17 protein-coding genes are annotated in these 18,610 nt (G+C 47.1%); all 17 read left to right on the top strand.

The features are described 5' to 3' along the window. Window positions 1-166 precede the first annotated feature (166 nt). Entirely contained in the window at window positions 167-1,297 is a 1,131-nt protein-coding gene (locus VEA_RS06345) for a flagellin (protein WP_006741693.1), read from the top strand. 92 nt (window positions 1,298-1,389) lie between these two features. Then, window positions 1,390-1,824 (top strand): flagellar protein FlaG, encoded by a 435-nt coding sequence (flaG, locus tag VEA_RS06350; RefSeq protein ID WP_012841522.1) that lies wholly within the window; start codon window positions 1,390-1,392, stop codon window positions 1,822-1,824. Window positions 1,825-1,845: 21 nt separating this feature from the next. Then, window positions 1,846-3,837, top strand: a complete 1,992-nt coding sequence (gene fliD / locus VEA_RS06355) for a flagellar filament capping protein FliD (protein ID WP_006741694.1) — start codon at window positions 1,846-1,848, stop codon at window positions 3,835-3,837. A gap of 3 nt (window positions 3,838-3,840) precedes the next feature. Further along, a complete protein-coding gene (locus VEA_RS06360; RefSeq protein WP_012841523.1) occupies window positions 3,841-4,146 on the top strand; it encodes a flagellar protein FliT in 306 nt (101 codons plus the stop codon). 12 nt (window positions 4,147-4,158) lie between these two features. Beyond that, the gene (gene fliS / locus VEA_RS06365) at window positions 4,159-4,569 is read left to right on the top strand and encodes a flagellar export chaperone FliS (RefSeq protein ID WP_012841524.1); all 411 of its coding nucleotides are present in this window, start codon (window positions 4,159-4,161) and stop codon (window positions 4,567-4,569) included. Between the two features lie 289 nt (window positions 4,570-4,858). Continuing rightward, entirely contained in the window at window positions 4,859-6,325 is a 1,467-nt protein-coding gene (locus tag VEA_RS06370) for a sigma-54 dependent transcriptional regulator (protein WP_006741695.1), read from the top strand. Between the two features lie 196 nt (window positions 6,326-6,521). Continuing rightward, complete coding sequence (locus tag VEA_RS06375; RefSeq protein ID WP_006741696.1) at window positions 6,522-7,553, top strand: sensor histidine kinase; 1,032 nt, start codon at window positions 6,522-6,524, stop codon at window positions 7,551-7,553. 36 nt (window positions 7,554-7,589) lie between these two features. After that, entirely contained in the window at window positions 7,590-8,999 is a 1,410-nt protein-coding gene (locus VEA_RS06380) for a sigma-54-dependent transcriptional regulator (protein WP_006741697.1), read from the top strand. A gap of 122 nt (window positions 9,000-9,121) precedes the next feature. Beyond that, window positions 9,122-9,433 (top strand): flagellar hook-basal body complex protein FliE, encoded by a 312-nt coding sequence (gene fliE, locus VEA_RS06385; RefSeq protein ID WP_012841525.1) that lies wholly within the window; start codon window positions 9,122-9,124, stop codon window positions 9,431-9,433. 14 nt (window positions 9,434-9,447) lie between these two features. Continuing rightward, the gene (gene fliF, locus VEA_RS06390) at window positions 9,448-11,190 is read left to right on the top strand and encodes a flagellar basal-body MS-ring/collar protein FliF (protein ID WP_006741698.1); all 1,743 of its coding nucleotides are present in this window, start codon (window positions 9,448-9,450) and stop codon (window positions 11,188-11,190) included. Next, complete coding sequence (gene fliG, locus VEA_RS06395) at window positions 11,183-12,238, top strand: flagellar motor switch protein FliG (protein ID WP_012841526.1); 1,056 nt, start codon at window positions 11,183-11,185, stop codon at window positions 12,236-12,238. The genes fliF and fliG overlap by 8 nt, the downstream gene beginning before the upstream one ends. A gap of 71 nt (window positions 12,239-12,309) precedes the next feature. Further along, the gene (gene fliH / locus VEA_RS06400; RefSeq protein ID WP_006741700.1) at window positions 12,310-13,110 is read left to right on the top strand and encodes a flagellar assembly protein FliH; all 801 of its coding nucleotides are present in this window, start codon (window positions 12,310-12,312) and stop codon (window positions 13,108-13,110) included. A gap of 3 nt (window positions 13,111-13,113) precedes the next feature. Continuing rightward, window positions 13,114-14,433 carry a flagellar protein export ATPase FliI gene (fliI, locus tag VEA_RS06405; protein WP_006741701.1) on the top strand — a complete coding sequence of 440 codons (1,320 nt, stop codon included), beginning with the start codon at window positions 13,114-13,116 and terminating at the stop codon, window positions 14,431-14,433. A gap of 6 nt (window positions 14,434-14,439) precedes the next feature. Then, window positions 14,440-14,883: a flagellar export protein FliJ gene (gene fliJ / locus VEA_RS06410; RefSeq protein WP_012841527.1), complete on the top strand. Its 444-nt coding sequence runs from the start codon at window positions 14,440-14,442 to the stop codon at window positions 14,881-14,883. Window positions 14,884-15,066: 183 nt separating this feature from the next. Beyond that, window positions 15,067-16,938, top strand: coding sequence for a flagellar hook-length control protein FliK (locus tag VEA_RS06415; RefSeq protein WP_012841528.1), 1,872 nt, complete (start codon window positions 15,067-15,069; stop codon window positions 16,936-16,938). Window positions 16,939-17,023: 85 nt separating this feature from the next. Then, window positions 17,024-17,527, top strand: a complete 504-nt coding sequence (gene fliL / locus VEA_RS06420; protein ID WP_012841529.1) for a flagellar basal body-associated protein FliL — start codon at window positions 17,024-17,026, stop codon at window positions 17,525-17,527. 7 nt (window positions 17,528-17,534) lie between these two features. Beyond that, complete coding sequence (fliM, locus tag VEA_RS06425; RefSeq protein ID WP_006741703.1) at window positions 17,535-18,581, top strand: flagellar motor switch protein FliM; 1,047 nt, start codon at window positions 17,535-17,537, stop codon at window positions 18,579-18,581. The last annotated feature ends 29 nt before the right edge of the window (window positions 18,582-18,610 follow it).

Raw genomic sequence — 18,610 nt, forward strand, 5'->3', positions numbered from 1 at the left:
GCTTCATCACATTTCAGTAAGCCAAAGAAAATAATCGCAAAAAATTGAAAATTTCTTCTAAAGGATATTCATCGGTCGCCGTTAAAGGGACTGAGAGAAATGAGATGTACCTAAGTGAGGTGAGAGACACGACGGTACATTCACTAAAGCCTTAAGGAGATCAATTATGGCGATTAACGTTAATACTAACGTTTCTGCGATGACTGCACAGCGTTACCTAAACCAGGCAGCTGACGGTCAACAAAAATCAATGGAGCGTTTGTCTTCGGGTTATAAAATCAATAGCGCGAAAGACGATGCTGCAGGTCTACAGATTTCAAACCGCTTGAATGCACAAAGCCGTGGCCTAGACATGGCGGTGAAAAACGCAAACGACGGTATTTCTATTGCACAGGTTGCTGAAGGTGCAATGAATGAATCTACCAACATCCTACAACGTATGCGTGACCTATCGCTTCAATCTGCGAACGGTTCTAACTCAAAAGCAGAACGTGTTGCGATCCAAGAAGAAGTAACAGCGCTAAATGACGAGCTAAACCGTATTGCTGAAACTACCTCTTTCGGTGGTAACAAGTTGCTAAACGGTACATACGGTACGCAATCTTTCCAAATCGGTGCAGACTCAGGTGAAGCAGTGATGCTTTCTATGGGTAGCTTGCGCTCAGACACTTCTGCAATGGGTGGCAAGAGCTACGCAGCAGAAGAGGGTAAAGATGCATCTTGGACTGTTGGTGAGAAAACTGAGTTCAAAATGAGCTACACCAACAAACAAGGTGAAGAGAAAGAGCTATCGATCAGCGCAAAACAAGGCGACGACATTGAGCAGCTAGCAACGTACATCAACGGTCAAAACGATGATGTAAAAGCGTCTGTTGGTGAAGATGGTAAACTACAAGTATTTGCTTCTTCTCAAAAAGTTCAAGGTGATGTTGAGTTCTCTGGCAACCTAGCGGACGAGATCGGCTTTGGTGGCCCGAAAGACGTAACAGTGAAAGACATCGACGTAACAACAGTAGCAGGCTCTCAAGAAGCCGTGGCTGTTATCGACGGTGCGCTTAAGTCAGTAGACAGCCAACGTGCGTCACTTGGTGCTTTCCAAAACCGCTTCAACCACGCAATCAGCAACCTAGACAACATTAACGAGAACGTTAATGCGTCTAACAGCCGTATTAAAGATACTGATTACGCGAAAGAAACCACTGCGATGACTAAGTCGCAAATTCTTCAGCAAGCAAGTACTTCAATCCTGGCTCAAGCGAAGCAGTCTCCATCTGCAGCGCTAAGCTTGTTGGGCTAAGTGGTTGACCCAGCCTGAGGTAATTACCTTAGTGCTGGGGCACCAAAGCGATAGGTTCTATCGTTAGCCCATAAGGTGGAAGGGAGATTGTAATGGATATATCCTCCTACGCATCGAACATCCAGCCTTACGGCACGCCAAGTGGCACAAAGTTTGCAAATAAAAATGGCAATGATATAGGCACGTCTAGCCCAGCAAATTCAAATGGTGAGGTTTCGCCGCAAAAAGCGAACGACACCGAATACGACTTCTCTGTTCAAGCTGCGATCGAGATGGCGGAAAGCCGTCAAGAGCTGAACAAAGAAGAACGTGAAAAATTGGTCGCGCAAATGAATGAGTTTGTGACGTCCATAAACAAAGGAGTCGCGTTTCGAGTGGATGAGGAATCCGGGAGAGATGTGGTGACGATTTACGAAGCCAAAACGGGCGACGTGATTCGTCAAATTCCTGATGAAGAGATGCTAGTGGTATTGCGTCGCCTAGCTGAGCACACAGCCAACAGCGGGTTGTTGACTGAAAAAGTGTAAGTCGTTTTTAGAGGTGATTTGATGAGTTTAGGCCCTTTGGGGATGTCTGGCGGCATGGATATCAATTCCATGGTCAGCAAAATTGTGGATGCCGAACGCGTACCAAAGCAGCAACGCATTGACAACGAGCGCACGACAATTAATGCCAGTATCAGTGCCTATGGGCGACTCAGAGAATCACTGGATACGATGAAAAATCTTATGGCGAACTTTCGTCAAGAGAAAGCGTTTGCCGTTCGTACTGTTGAAACGACAGACGACAATATCGTATCTGCTACGGCAACCACAGATGCTATCGCTGGCAAATATGCTATCGATGTGTTGCAGCTTGCCCAGAGCCACAAAGTCGCTTCTGACGTACTGCCAGAAGACGCAAAGTTTGGCCCTGGTAAGCTGCAGATTTCGCTTGGTGATGACACCTTCAACGTGAACGTTCGTTCGAGCTCCAAGCTCGCAGACGTCGTACGCGGCATCAACGGCTCAAAAGACAACCCCGGTGTTCGAGCATCTCTCATTAACGACGTTGAAGGACCACGCCTTATCCTTGCCTCAAATCTCTCTGGTAAGGATCATCAAATCAGAGTCAGTGTGGAGGCCGACAAAGGCAACCCTCTAAAATATTTCGAATATCAAACACTTGAAGACCGTGTTAACGCGCTTGAAGAAGCTCGTTCAGCGGCGGAAGAAGTGTTAGGTCCTCTTCAATTCCCCGAGCAACCAGTGGAACTGGATGCAAACGGCAATCCTCTACCTCCAGAAGAGCAAAAAGCGGCAGAAAATGGACAAGATGATGGCTCCCAAGAGCCAATCTCTGCTGCGGGTGCGGAAGCTGCTAAAGCTGGGCAGGAAGCGATTGATGAAGCCAACCGACGTGCGAGTTTGCGCCCTGAAGACCGAATTCCAGGGTGGACAGAAACTGCGTCAGGCACTTTGCTGGATTCTTATGAAGAACCAGAGCTCGAACTCGACGAGAAAGCAATAGAGAAGGCACCAGATGTACCGGGTTGGAGTAATGCCGCATCAGGTACATTAACCGACTCTTACGTTACGACGAAAGAGGCCAAGCAGCTTCTTGAGCAAGAAAAAGCTGAAATTGAGCAAAAAATTGCGAGTGAAAAACAAGCGCTAGACGCAAAAGTTGAACGTGGTGAATTGACCGAAGAGCAAGCGAAACAAATTCATCGCGCTAAGCTGGATCCTCAAGAACGCGAACGTTTAGAAAAAATTGATGAAGCAGAAGCGAAAATCGCAAAAGCGCAATCTGCTTTTGAAGAATACCTTGGTATGACAGAGGTACAAGCAGGGCAAGATTCAGAAGTTCTGCTTGATGGAGTAGCAAAGCTTTCTAGTCACAACAATGTGATTGAAGATGCCATAGAAGGTGTTGATTTAACACTTAAAGGCAAATCAGAACCGAACAAGCCACCTGCTGAAATTGGCGTCGAATACGACCGTCAGAGTGTGCGTAACGACATCGAAAACTTTGTTGCGGCGTACAACTCGTTTTATCAAACGTCTCAAGCGTTGGCGAGTGTGGATCCGGTTACTGGTCAAAAAGGCCCGTTGTCGGGTGACAGTACCGTACGCAGCGCAGACTCACGATTAAAATCGGTATTTTCCACTCAAATTGATAAAGCGCCTGAAAACCTAAAGTCATTAACTGAATTTGGCATTACTACCACGCGTCAAGGCACCCTAGAAATCAACTATGACATGTTGGATCGTCAGTTGAACAACAACTTCAACGAGCTAGAAAAGTTCTTCGGTGGCAACACAGGTTTTGCTAAACGAGTCGAAGACGCGATTCATGGTATTACAGGCATTACAGGCAGCATTCGTACTCGAGAAAAAAGTCTCACAGAACAAAATTATCGTTTGAGTGATGATCAAGCGGCATTAGATCGCCGCATGGAAAGCCTAGAAAAGCGCACTCACGCGAAGTTTACCGCCATGCAAGATGCGACTGGCAAAATGCAAGGTCAGTTAGGTGCCTTAATGAGTGCGTTGGGTTAATAAATGCAAAAAGAACTCATAGATATTAGTGATATAGATCAACTAATTACGCAAGAATTGGAAAAAGTCGACTTTAGTACTGAAGAAATTCTTCGCTTGGTCGATATCAGGGAACGGTTATTGCAAAACCTGTTACCAATTATTCATCAAAATCCTTTGGTTAAGCAGGATGCAGAGTGGCAAGCGTTGCTTACTCGTACCAAAAGAATTGTCGAGCTGATGCAATCGGAAACGTCAAAGGTCGGAAAAGAACTTCATAAGTTTCGTTATGGCCAGCGTTCGCTTCAGCAGTACAAAAAGTTTATTTAAAAGAGGATTACTATGCGCGGTTCTTTGCAAGCATACAAAAAGGTATCAGTCGACAGCCAGCTAAGCGCGGCTTCTCCGCACAAAGTCATTCAAATGCTTATGGCTGGTGCGATTGAGCGTCTTATTCAAGGTAAAGCGGCCATGCAAGCAGGCAACATTCCAGCAAAAGGTGAGCGTTTAGGTAAAGCGCTAGACATCATTATTGCGCTACGTAGCTGTCTATCGATGGATGACGGTGGTGATATTGCTTCAAACTTAGATTCACTCTATGAGTTTATGATCACGCAAATTTCAGCTGCTAACCATCAAAATGATCCTCAACTGATCGACGACGTTATCGACATTATCCGTGAGATCAAATCCGCTTGGGACCAAATCCCTACAGAGTTTCATAATCTTACAGCAGCTGAAGTCGGTATTTAATAACCAAAACAACGCGTTAAGATATCAGAGGAATATATTTGTCAATTGCGCAACGAGTTGTGTAGCAAAGTTTCTATCAAGCTCACACCTCTTTATTGCTTGGTTGCCTTATTTTTATATTCAAATAAAATAGAAGCCATTAGTAGCCCTAATGGCTTTTTTTGTTGCTGATTTTCCTATTTTGTCTATCGTAAATTGAGTGTGGTGGTTCTGCCTTCTTTTAGCACCCAATTGCGCAAATCAAGGTTTGGCCGCAACGCACCTAAAATAAAGGCAATCATTCTTACTTATGCAAGGTTTGGCAAAGCTGCTTGTAATTGATGATGACGCATCAAGTCGTTTAAATTTAAGCAATATATTGGAATTTGTTGGAGAAAATTGCGAAGCGGTCAGTTCTGATCAGCTCAGCGATGTTGATTGGTCTAGCGTATGGTCGTGCTGTATTGTTGGTAACATTCCAGCAGGTCAAGCGGCGAATACGGTTATCTCTCATTTAAACAGCGCCTACCACATCCCACTTTTAGTCATGGGCCGATTTCCGTTGCCCGTGGATGATCTTCCAAATTTTGTAGGTGAGCTAGAACTACCTCTTAATTACCCACAGCTTAGTGAGGCGTTACGCCACTGCAAAGACTTTCTGGGTCGAAAAGGGGTCAATGTCGTTGCCAGTGCACGAAAAAACACGCTTTTTCGCAGCTTAGTTGGTCAAAGCAGAGGTATTCAAGAAGTTCGTCACCTGATCGAGCAAGTCTCAGACACTGAGGCAAACGTGTTGATCTTGGGTGAATCTGGTACTGGTAAAGAAGTCGTTGCGCGTAACATTCACTATCATTCGTCGTACAGCAGTGGTGCCTTTGTGCCCATTAACTGTGGTGCCATTCCACCGGAGCTTCTAGAAAGTGAATTGTTTGGCCACGAAAAAGGCGCGTTTACTGGTGCGTTAACGGCACGTAAAGGTCGATTTGAGCTCGCAGACGGTGGCACGATCTTTCTTGATGAGATTGGCGATATGCCGATGTCGATGCAAGTGAAGCTACTTCGCGTATTACAAGAGCGCTGTTTCGAACGTGTGGGTGGCAATAGCACCATCAAGGTCAATGTTCGAGTTGTCGCGGCAACACACCGTAATCTAGAAAGTATGATTGAAGAAGGCACGTTCCGAGAAGACTTGTTCTATCGTTTGAACGTGTTTCCAATCGAGATGCCTGCGCTGAAAGAGCGCAAACAAGATATTCCATTGCTGCTGCAAGAGTTGATGACGCGTCTGGAAGCGGAGGGTGGCCAGCCTATCTGTTTTACCCCTCGTGCGATCAATTCATTGATGGAGCACAACTGGCCGGGTAACGTGCGTGAGTTAGCGAACCTTGTTGAGCGAATGATCATTCTGTACCCAAATAGCTTGGTCGATGTAAACCACTTACCAACCAAATATCGCTACAGTGATATCCCGGAGTTCCAACCAGAAAGTAATCCGTTTATTTCGGTTGAAGAACAAGAGCGTGATGTGTTCCAAGACATCTTCTCAGAAGACTTTAGCTTTGATGATCAAGACGATCTTGACCACAGCATGAACGCTCCGCAAGCGCTGCCGCCTGAAGGTGTAAATCTGAAAGAGCTGTTGGCTGATTTAGAAGTTAATATGATCAGCCAAGCGTTAGAAGCACAAGGTGGAGTCGTGGCACGAGCCGCTGATATGCTGGGTATGCGACGCACAACGTTGGTGGAAAAAATGCGTAAGTACAACTTACAACGCTAGGCAACGTTGAGATTTAAGACGATATCTAAATCATTTGGGCTATTTAGCATCGTTTTTCTGACACCAAAAACCGTTATCTGAGGGTGTCAACTTATTGTCGATGACTTAACGTCATGATAAATATAAAAAATAGCTTGGTACGCTAATTGCTTACCAAGCTATTTTAGTTTTAGCGGCGATATTTCGACAGGCAGTAATGGATAACAACACCAACCAATCCCATTTAGATTCCGTAGAAAATCAGGTTGAGCGCTATAAGCAGGTGCTTGATGTGATGCCTGCCGGAGTGATTCTGCTCGACACGTTCGGCATAGTGCGTGAAGCAAACCCAGAGGCGCACCGAATTCTTGAGATTCCACTGGTTAATGAAAAATGGTTCAACATTATTCAGGCGGTGTTTGATCCTCGTGAGGATGATGGTCACGAAGTTTCCCTGCGGAATGGTCGTAAAGTTCGATTAGCCATTTCGGCTTCTACGACAGGTCAATTGATCCTGATTACCGATTTAACCGAAACTCGCTTACTTCAAGCTCGTGTGAGTGATTTACAACGCTTGTCGTCGTTAGGGCGTATGGTAGCGTCACTTGCTCATCAAGTAAGAACGCCGCTATCGAGCGCCATGCTATATGCATCCAATTTGGGAGCGCCAAACCTTCCACCAGCGACAAGGGATCGCTTTCAAACCAAATTAATGGATCGACTGCACGATTTGGAAAAGCAGGTTAATGATATGCTGCTTTTTGCTAAAGGTGGTGATAATAAAGTCATTAAGCCATTTACGATTGCTCAGTTGGTGGCGGAATATCAGCCGATGGTCGAAACCGCGCTAAAAAATAACGGTATTGATTACTGCCTAGAAGTGGAAGAAGAACAAACTGAGTTGCTAGGCAATGCGAATGCGATTGCATCCGCGTTGAGCAACCTTGTCATGAATGCGATTCAGATGTCTGGTAAAGAGTCGCAAGTCGATATTTTTTTCCGCCCGGTAAATGGCGAGTTGCGCATTTCAGTGCAAGACAGTGGACCGGGTGTACCTGAAGAACTACAAGCCAAAATTATGGAGCCATTTTTTACCACGCGTTCTCAAGGAACCGGGTTAGGGCTGGCTGTTGTTCAGATGGTTTGCCGTGCCCATGACGGTCGATTGGAACTTATTTCAGAGCAGGGTGATGGAGCCTGCTTTACCATGTGCATTCCGCTAGAGCGAGTGCAACCAGAAGCGCAGTAAGCAGCTTCTGGTAATAACAATTACTGGAGAATCAGAATGGCGCAAAGCAAAGTGCTGATCGTAGAAGACGATGAAGGTCTTCGTGAAGCCCTAGTGGATACTCTGGCTCTGGCAGGGTATGAGTGGTTAGAAGCTGACTGTGCGGAAGACGCACTACTAAAACTCAAATCGAATACTGTCGATATCGTCGTTTCTGACGTGCAAATGGCAGGTATGGGCGGATTGGCTCTGCTCAAAAACATCAAGCAGAATTGGCCTAACTTACCAGTACTGTTAATGACGGCGTACGCCAACATTGAAGATGCCGTGTCGGCAATGAAAGACGGCGCGATTGACTACATGGCGAAACCATTTGCACCAGAAGTATTGCTGAACATGGTCAGTCGATATGCACCGATCAAAAGCGATGACAATGGTGACGCGGTCGTTGCAGATGAAAAAAGTCTGCGCCTACTTGCATTGGCCGATAAAGTGGCACGTACAGATGCGAATGTTATGGTGCTAGGTCCGAGTGGCTCAGGTAAAGAAGTGATGTCGCGTTATATTCACAACGCATCAAACCGTAAAGATGGTCCATTCGTTGCGATCAACTGTGCGGCGATTCCAGACAACATGCTGGAAGCGACGCTATTTGGTTACGAGAAAGGCGCGTTCACTGGTGCGGTTCAAGCGTGTCCGGGTAAGTTTGAACAAGCGCAAGGCGGCACCATTTTGCTAGATGAAATCAGCGAAATGGACTTAAACCTGCAAGCGAAACTATTACGTGTTTTGCAAGAGCGTGAAGTGGAGCGCCTTGGCAGTCGTAAGAGTATCAAGCTGGATGTACGCGTGCTCGCTACCAGTAACCGTGATCTCAAGCAGTATGTCTCAGAAGGCAACTTCCGTGAAGATTTATACTACCGCCTGAATGTGTTCCCAATTGCGTGGCCAGCACTGAACGAACGCAAAGGCGATATTGCGCCACTCGCCAAGCATCTTGCTGAGCGTCATTGCAGCAAGATGGGGATGCCATTGCCTCAATTTTCAGCCGTTGCGGTAGAAAAGCTGCTGCAATACCCTTGGCCAGGTAACGTTCGTGAGCTGGATAACGTGGTGCAACGAGCTCTTATCTTAAGTGAGAATGGTGATATCGACGCTGAGCACATCTTACTAGAAGGGGTGGATTGGCAAGATGCCAACAGCTTGCAACATGTGGTGCAAAATGCAGAGATGGTGGTACCTAATGTTAAGCCAGTCGCTCAACCTGAGAGTGTGAACCGTCCGGTATCTGGCGGGGAAGGCTTGGGCAGCGAGCTGCGTGACCAAGAATACGCCATTATTTTGGAAACCTTGGTGGAGTGTAACGGCCGACGCAAAGAAATGGCGGAGAAACTGGGCATAAGCCCACGAACCTTGCGCTACAAACTTGCCAAAATGCGTGATGCTGGTATAGATATCCCAAATTAACATGTGCAATCGCCATAAGACAAAAAGTGTAAGCAAACCGCTAACTAATGTCTTATGGCACGTTAATTGCTGTGTTAATAATCAGTTTTGTTAATAGTCAATCTTTTGGCTTAGAGGTGCTAATGAAAGTTGATGGTATTCAGGCAGAAATGCGCGCCATGATGGTAGAAGCAACCAATACTGCTCCTACTGCAAGTGGGGCGAAAGTTGGAGCAGATTTTAATGATCTCCTAACTAAAGCCATCAATAACGTGAACACACTTCAAAAAGCATCCGGTGACTTACAAACCCGTTTTGATCGTGGTGATGCCGATGTTTCCCTTTCTGACGTTATGATTGCTCGTAACAAGTCTAGTGTCGCTTTTGATGCGACGGTTCAAATTCGCAATAAACTCGTTGAGGCGTATAAAGACCTCATGAACATGCCAGTGTAATTTAGGTAATAAGTGTGGCAGACAAGTCTACAGATTTAACCGTCACTGAAGGCGGCTCAGATGGTGCACTGGTAGCAAGTTCCGACGTAGATGTGGAGAGTCAAAATCCAGATCTAGAGGAGCGCAGTGCGTCAAAATTTGATATGGCAGTGGGTGACCTTGATTTACTTCGTCAAGTTGTACTTGTGCTGTCAATCTCCATCTGTGTTGCATTGATCGTGATGCTGTTCTTTTGGGTCAAAGAGCCGGAGATGCGCCCGCTTGGAGCGTATGAGACCGAAGAGTTGATCCCCGTTTTGGATTATCTGGACCAGCAAAAAATCAATTACAAGCTTGATGGTAATACCATTTCTGTTGAATCGAGCGAATACAACTCGATCAAACTTGGCATGGTTCGCTCGGGCGTAAACCAAGCCACAGAGGCGGGCGATGATATTTTGCTGCAAGATATGGGCTTTGGCGTATCACAACGTTTAGAGCAAGAGCGCCTTAAACTCAGTCGAGAACGTCAGTTGGCTCAAGCGATTGAGGAAATGAAGCAAGTTCGTAAAGCGCGAGTCTTATTGGCGCTACCAAAGCACAGTGTTTTTGTGCGTCATAACCAAGAAGCATCAGCGTCCGTATTTTTGACACTGTCGACTGGTACGAACCTCAAACAGCAAGAAGTTGATTCTATCGTCGACATGGTGGCGAGTGCCGTTCCGGGAATGAAAACTTCCCGCATTACCGTCACAGATCAGCATGGTCGTTTGCTCAGTTCAGGCTCTCAAGACCCTGCTTCTGCTGCGCGACGCAAAGAGCAAGAATTAGAGCGTAGCCAGGAACAAGCGCTGCGTGAAAAAATTGATTCAGTGCTATTACCTATTTTAGGTTATGGCAACTACACGGCGCAGGTCGATATCCAAATGGATTTCAGCGCGGTTGAACAAACTCGCAAACGCTTTGATCCCAATACCCCTGCAACCCGCAGTGAGTACGCATTAGAAGATTACAATAACGGCAATATGGTAGCGGGTATTCCGGGGGCGTTAAGTAATCAGCCTCCAGCGGATGCCTCTATTCCGCAAGATGTGGCTCAGATGAAAGACGGTTCTGTCATGGGACAGGGTTCGGTGCGTAAAGAATCCACGCGTAACTTTGAGCTTGATACCACCATCAGCCATGAGCGTAAGCAGACGGGGACGGTTGCTCGTCAGACGGTTTCTGTTGCGATTAAGGACCGTCGTCAGGTCAACCCAGATACGGGAGAAGTGACCTATACCCCGATGTCCGAATCGGAAATTAATGCTATTCGCCAAGTCTTAATTGGTACGGTCGGTTTTGACCAAGGCCGTGGTGATTTGTTGAATGTACTGAGTGTGAAGTTTGCAGAGCCTGAGGCTGAACAGCTGGAAGAACCACCAATTTGGGAGCACCCTAACTTCAGTGACTGGGTTCGTTGGTTCGCAAGTGCATTAGTGATCATCGTTGTTGTGTTGGTTCTGGTTCGCCCAGCAATGAAGAAATTGCTTAACCCTACCAGTGATGACGAAGACGAAATGTACGGACCAGACGGCTTGCCGATTGGTGCAGATGGTGAAACTAGCCTGATTGGCAGCGACATTGAAAGCAGCGAACTGTTTGAGTTTGGTTCAAGTATTGATTTGCCAAACCTTCATAAAGATGAAGATGTATTGAAAGCGGTTCGCGCTCTGGTTGCGAATGAACCTGAACTTGCTGCTCAAGTAGTGAAAAACTGGATGAATGACAATGGCTAACGATATCGTACCTCAAGATGACAACGCCGCGGGAATGCCAGTTGAGCTGGATGTCTCAACCATTACTGGCGAAGAAAAAGCAGCAATTTTGCTACTGAGTCTCAATGAACAAGATGCCGCTGGCATTATTCGTCACCTAGAGCCAAAACAGGTCCAGCGTGTGGGTAGTGCGATGGCTAAGGCGAAAGACCTCAGCCAAGACAAGGTTTCGGCCGTTCACCGTGCGTTTTTGGAGGACATCCAGAAATACACCAACATCGGCATGGGCAGCGAAGACTTCATGCGTAATGCGCTGGTGGCAGCTCTTGGTGAAGACAAAGCCAACAACTTGGTTGACCAGATCCTGCTTGGTACGGGTTCAAAAGGCTTGGATTCGCTGAAATGGATGGACCCACGACAAGTGGCGAGCATCATTGTCAACGAACACCCGCAGATCCAAACCATCGTATTGTCTTATTTAGAAGCAGACCAATCCGCGGAGATTTTGTCTCAGTTCCCTGAGCGCGTGCGTTTGGATCTGATGATGCGTATTGCCAACCTTGAAGAAGTTCAGCCATCGGCACTGGCAGAGCTGAACGAAATCATGGAGAAACAGTTCGCGGGTCAAGCTGGCGCTCAAGCAGCCAAGATTGGCGGCCTGAAAGCGGCAGCGGAGATCATGAACTATCTAGACAACAACGTCGAAGGTTTATTGATGGAACAGATTCGCGATCAAGACGAAGACATGGCGACGCAAATTCAAGACTTGATGTTTGTCTTCGAAAACTTAGTCGAAGTGGACGATCAAGGTATTCAGAAATTGCTGCGTGATGTACCACAAGACGTGTTGCAAAAAGCACTTAAAGGTGCCGACGATTCTCTGCGTGAGAAGGTATTTAAGAACATGTCGAAACGAGCGGCTGAGATGATGCGTGATGACATCGAAGCGATGCCGCCAGTTCGCGTGGCGGATGTCGAAGCAGCACAGAAAGAAATCCTGGCGATCGCTCGTCGCATGGCCGATGCAGGCGAACTCATGTTGTCTGGCGGTGCGGACGAATTCTTATAATCTCTATTGCTCCGTGATTATCCTATTGCGGAGCGCCCTCACTTCTTAATCGAATACATAATAGGTAACCCATGGCTGGCGAAAGAAAACGTGGATTTATCCGTCCTGATGAAGATGATTCGATGATCGAACCACAACGTTGGGGGTTGCCTGATTACGGCGAGCCCAAAGCCAAGCAAGCAAAACAAACCGCGTTTAACTATGACCCGGGTTGGGTACCGAATCTTGAAGAGCCAGAAGAAGAGCAAGCACTTGAGCTAACCGAAGAGCAGATAGAGCTGATCAAGCAAGGCGCTTATCAGGAAGGTTTGTATCAAGGTCAAGAAGCCGGCTTTAAGCAAGGTTACGACAAAGGCAAAGAAGAAGGCCTGCAAGCGGGCCATGCTGAAGGGCTGGAGCTTGGAAAAGCCGAAGGCGTGACCGCAGGCCAAGAATATATTCAGCAGCAAGTCGAAACCTTTATGAACTTAGCGAACCAGTTTGCTCAGCCGTTAGAGCTAATGAATGCTCAGGTTGAAAAGCAGCTGGTGGACATGGTGCTCTGTTTAGTTAAAGAAGTCGTGCATGTCGAAGTGCAAACCAACCCTCAAATTATTTTAGACACGGTTAAGCAGTCGGTTGAAGCGCTGCCAATATCAGGTCACCCCATTACCTTGCACCTGAATCCAGAAGACGTTGCGATTATTCGTTCAGCCTACGGCGAAGAAGACCTTGATTGCCGCAACTGGACGTTGGTTGCTGAGCCATCACTCAATCGAGGCGACGTCCAAATTGAAGCGGGTGAATCAAGCATTAACTACCGTATGGAAGAGCGCGTCAAAAGCGTGTTGCACAGTTTTTGTGGTGCAAACCGTCATCAAGAGGGTGAGTAATCCATGCAAGCATTGGCTGACCGTTTAAGAAACTACAAAGTTGAAGGCTTAACGACGCGCCCAGTTGCCTCTGGCAAACTGGTTCGAGTGGTTGGGTTAACGTTGGAAGCGACAGGCTGTCGCGCGCCAATTGGCAGTTTATGCTTAGTGGAAACTATGTCCGGTCAGATGGAAGCCGAGGTCGTCGGTTTTTCAGGTGATAACCTATTTTTGATGCCAAGCGAGCAAATTACGGGCATTTTGCCTGGCGCTAGAGTGACGCCATTAACCAGTGACGCTGGCTTGCCTGTTGGCATGGAGTTACTTGGTCGAGTGATTGACGGGGTTGGTAATCCGCTTGATGGACTTGGCCCGCTGTATACCGATCATCGCGCCTCTTTTAATGCTGAGCCAATCAACCCGCTGGCTCGAAAGCCAATTTCAGAGCCACTTGATGTGGGCTTGAAAGCGATTAACGGATTATTGACGGTTGGTAAAGGTCAGCGTATCGGTCTGTTTGCCGGCTCTGGTGTGGGTAAATCGGTCACGCTTGGCATGATGACGCGAGGTACAACCGCACAAGTTGTTGTGGTCGGTCTGATAGGTGAGCGTGGACGCGAAGTTAAAGAGTTTATCGAAGAGATTTTAGGTGAGGATGGACGACGTCGCTCTGTCGTTGTGGCTGCGCCTGCCGATGCTTCACCATTGATGCGTTTGAAAGGCTGTCAAACCGCCTTAACCATTGCCGAGTACTTTCGCGATCAAGGTTTGGACGTTCTGTTATTGATGGATTCCTTGACGCGTTTTGCGCAAGCACAGCGTGAAATCGCCCTTTCTGTTGGTGAGCCGCCAGCGACAAAAGGCTATCCGCCATCTGTGTTCGCCAAGCTACCTGCTTTGGTTGAGCGTGCGGGTAACGGAAGCGCCGAACAAGGCTCAATTACGGCGTTCTTTACCGTGTTGACCGAGGGCGATGATTTACAAGACCCGATTGCGGATGCATCGCGGGCAATTCTTGATGGTCACATTGTGCTGTCCCGTGAAATGGCGGATGCAGGTCATTATCCTGCGATTGACGTCGAAAAGTCGGTGAGCCGTGTTATGCCGCAAATCACCACTGAAGAACATGTTCTGATGTCGAAAGCCGTACGTCAGGTCTTGTCGATTTGCCGCAAGAACCAAGATTTGGTCTCGATTGGGGCGTACAAGCCGGGCACCGATCCTGCTATCGATGGTGCGTTTACATTGAAGCCGAAGTTAGACGAATACTTACAGCAGAGCATGAAAGAATCGGTGCCATACGATATGTGCGTCAACATGCTTAGAAACATTTTGGGCGGGTGATAGCGCATGAACAATGCGATGGAGTTCCTACTTGAGCAGACTAAAGAGCGTGAAGATCAAGCCGTACTTGCGCTGAACAAAGCGCGCTCTGAACTTGAAGATTATTACCGTCAGGTTGAGCAAATCGAAAAGTATCGCCTTGATTATTGCCAACAGCTTATCGACCGTGGGCAGGCGGGCTTAACGGCAAGCGAATATGGGCATTTAAATCGCTTTCTCACCCAGCTAGACGAAACGTTATCTAAGCAGAAACAAGCGGAAAGTCATTTCAAAGAACAGGTAGAAAACTGTCAAGAATACTGGTTAACAGTACGCAAAGAACGCAAATCCTATGAGTGGATGATCGAAAAGCGAGAGAAAGAGAAGCAGCTTGCGGAAGCCAAACGGGAACAAAAGCAAATGGATGAGTTTTCAACGTTGCTTTACAGCCGTCGAGCGAAGCCTTTTTAATGTTTAAAAGTTGATGTTGCTTCCACTTATAGCGCTCGATTTGTCACTGCGGCAATGAGCTTGTTATTGGCGTAATTTTTGCAGATAACTTTGTAGATGATCATCCCAATAACCTAAATTTGCCACCGTGTGCAATTTAGCAGCGGCCTAGCGCTCGAAGCTGCTGATAATGAGAATTTCTATATGAATGTGAATTTGTCCAATGTTTCTGCGACGAGCAAGACGTCAGTTTCTGACTCTGCCGCACAAGCACCTACAGAAAACGCGGAGAACAAGGGATTTTTGGAAACCTTGACGGATGCATTTTCAGGTTCACAAAAGTCAGAAAAAGTAGCAACGAAATCACAAAACGGTGAAGAACAAAACAGTGCCGAGGTTAACAAGCTTTCGTCTGGCAAAGCTGATAGTCAAGAAGCGGTCACAGATGTGGCTCAAGCGAGCAGTAACGACGCCAAAGAGTTGCTGGCGGATACTGCTATTCAAGAGCAAAGCCGCTCTGGCGACATGCTGACAGAGCATGCGAACACCATTCAAAGTGATGAAGCAAGCCTACTGGAAGCCAAACAAGGCGCGCACTCGCAAAATGATGCTGATGTCTCTGAGAAAGTAGGTTCACTCTCTAACACCCCTTCAGTTGCTAATGGCGCAAAAAGCGCGATGGGTGAAGGACAACAGCTGCTTGGTCGTATTGAACAAGCGAATCAAACCTTGAAAGCGAATAATGCATCCATCGATAGTGGCAAAGTTTTGCCTCAACGAGCGGGTTTAGAACACTCGTTCAACGGGCAAGCAACAGACATTGATGAACTTGCTTTGAATGACATGCCATTAGCTCAATCGCTTGAACAAGTGCAGGCAATGGCTGGGCAAGGCTTAGAGCCAATTTTAGATAAGAATGGTCAACCTATCGATGTCGATAAGCTCTCGTCTGAGTTTGCTACTTGGCAAGGTCTGGCTAAACAAGTCAGTCACCCAACCGAGAAGGGCATGGTCAGTGGTGACGTTGCCAATGAACTATCGCCACTGGAGATGGGTTTGGATGGCTCTAAAATTGATGGGCTTCAGCGTGTTTCTTTGGATGAACTCGAACTCATAGATACCAAACTGGCGCAGGGAAAACCACTGACTCAGCAAGAAACAGAGATCATAGAAGGGTTGAAAAAAGGGACGGTCATTGCCGATATTCCTGAGCAAGATCTTGCCCAGTTTGTTGCGCTTCCTACTGACGTTAAACAGGTTCTCGCCGAGCAGCAAGTACAACATCATTTGGCTCGCCAGGCTGCGCCTATGGGGATGTCTCAGCAAGCCCTTAATTTTGCGCCTCAATCAGCTCAGCCACAAGCTGTTCAGAGTACAGATAAAGTCGCATTATCTCCGATGACAGATGCGTTGGCCGCAGCTCATTTTCCGACGGCGCTTCAAGGCGTAAAGGACGGAGAGGTTAACCAGAAAGTTGTGAATGCCGCATTGGCTGCTGGTGCACTTAAAGCGACAGCGGATAAGCAAGATAAACCAGAACTTCAACATGGTTTAGCTGGGCAGCTTCAGGCGATGGCGGGTCAACAAGGAACAAACGTGCAGCAACAAGCGCGTATTGATGCCGCGCAGCAAGCTCAGCTTCCGTTGCAACTGACCAAAGAGTTGGCCAATGAGCAAGTGGCGGAAAAAGTGCAAATGATGATGTCGAAGAACCTAAAAAACCTCGATATTCGTCTTGATCCACCAGAATTAGGTCGTATGCAAATTCGTATGACGATGAACAACGATGTGGCTAATGTGCATTTTACGGTGAACAACCCGCAAGCGCGTGACATCATTGAACAGACACTTCCTCGCTTGAGAGAGATGTTGGCGCAGCAGGGCATGCAACTGGCTGATTCTTCTGTTCAGCAACAAAACAGCGGGCAGCAGCAAGGTAGGTATACTGCTGAGCAACATGGTCAAAGCGCTCAAGGCAGCGGTTTTTCTGGACAACCAGAAGAGAGCTTTGATGCTGACGTCAATCTGGATTTGAATGTGGCTTCAAAGCGTGATGGAATTAGCTTTTACGCATAACAGGCCGTTTAAAGGCAATAATACAAGGTTACCAAACGACTTCCTTAAGCATCTCGGTAACCTAAAAGAATAATAAGAGACAACAATGGCAGAAGAACAGTTACAAGGGGCCGATGCGCCGAAAGGAAAAGGTAAGTTACTTATCATCATAATCGCTGTTGTGGTATTGCTACTTGGCGGTGGTGCAGCAGCGTTCTTTCTCATGGGCTCTGATGAACCAGCTCAGGCTGAAGCGTCTCAACAGGTTCAAGCGAAGGCATCAGATGCCTCGCCCATTGCCTACGTGAATCTTCCTCAGGCATTTGTATTTAACGTTACTGGGGACCGTCGCGACAGACTGGTACAAATTAAAGCGCAGTTAATGGTTCGCGGCGCAGAGAATGAAGAGTTGGCGCGGTACCATTCGCCACTGATTGAGAGCTCTTTGTTATCAACGTTTGCTTCGGCGACGGTTGATCAGTTGCGTTCTCCAACGGGACGAGTGGAATTGCGCGATCGTGCTTCCGAAGATATCAAAGCAGCGCTAAACGCTGCGGTCGGTAAGCCAGTGATTGAAAAAGTACTGTTTACAGATTTTGTTATTCAATAGGTAAAACGTGACCGATCTATTAAGCCAAGACGAAATTGATGCGCTATTGCACGGGGTTGACGATGTTGATGACGTCGATGAACCGATAGAAAACGACAACGAAGGTGCCGTCAATTTTGATTTCTCGTCGCAAGACAGGATTGTACGTGGTCGAATGCCGACGCTCGAACTTATCAACGAGCGCTTTGCACGACACATGCGTATTAGTCTGTTTAATATGCTGCGTAAAACGGCAGAAGTGTCGATCAATGGCGTGCAGATGATGAAGTTTGGCGAATACCAAAACACATTGTACGTGCCAACCAGTTTGAACATGGTGCGTTTTCGTCCGTTAAAAGGTACAGCGTTGATCACCATGGAGGCTCGCTTAGTCTTTATTCTGGTAGAAAACTTCTTTGGTGGGGATGGTCGATTCCATGCCAAAATCGAAGGGCGCGAATTTACCCCAACGGAACGCCGCATCATTCAGCTGCTGCTGAAGATTGTATTTGAAGACTACAAAGAAGCGTGGTCGCCAGTGATGGGGGTGGAGTTCGAATATCTCGACTCTGAAGTAAACCCAAGTATGGCTAACATTGTCAGCCCGACAGAAGTGATTGTCGTGAGTTCATTCCATATAGAAGTTGACGGCGGTGGCGGCGATTTTCATGTCGTTATGCCTTACTCCATGGTTGAACCTATCCGTGAACTGTTGGATGCAGGTGTTCAGTCCGACAAGATGGAGACTGACGTCCGTTGGAGCTCAGCATTGCGTGAAGAGATTATGGATTGTCCGGTTAACTTCCGCGTTAACTTGCTTGAAAAAGACATCTCTTTGCGTGACCTCATGGAATTGCAACCGGGTGACATCATCCCGATTGAAATGCCAGAACATGCGACAATGTTTGTGGAAGACCTGCCGACCTATCGCGTAAAAATGGGCCGTTCGGAAGACAAATTAGCGGTGCAAATTTCTGAGGAAATTGAGCGCCCACATGTAGTCAAAACAGATTTAGCTTTCTTGGGCAAAGACATCATGTCTGAGCTTGAGAATGAAGACGATATAGACGATTAAGATACCTTATTGAACAGACATGCTTTGGC

The organism is Vibrio antiquarius (genome assembly GCF_000024825.1).
In the GTDB taxonomy this organism is placed as follows: Bacteria; Pseudomonadota; Gammaproteobacteria; order Enterobacterales; family Vibrionaceae; genus Vibrio; species Vibrio diabolicus.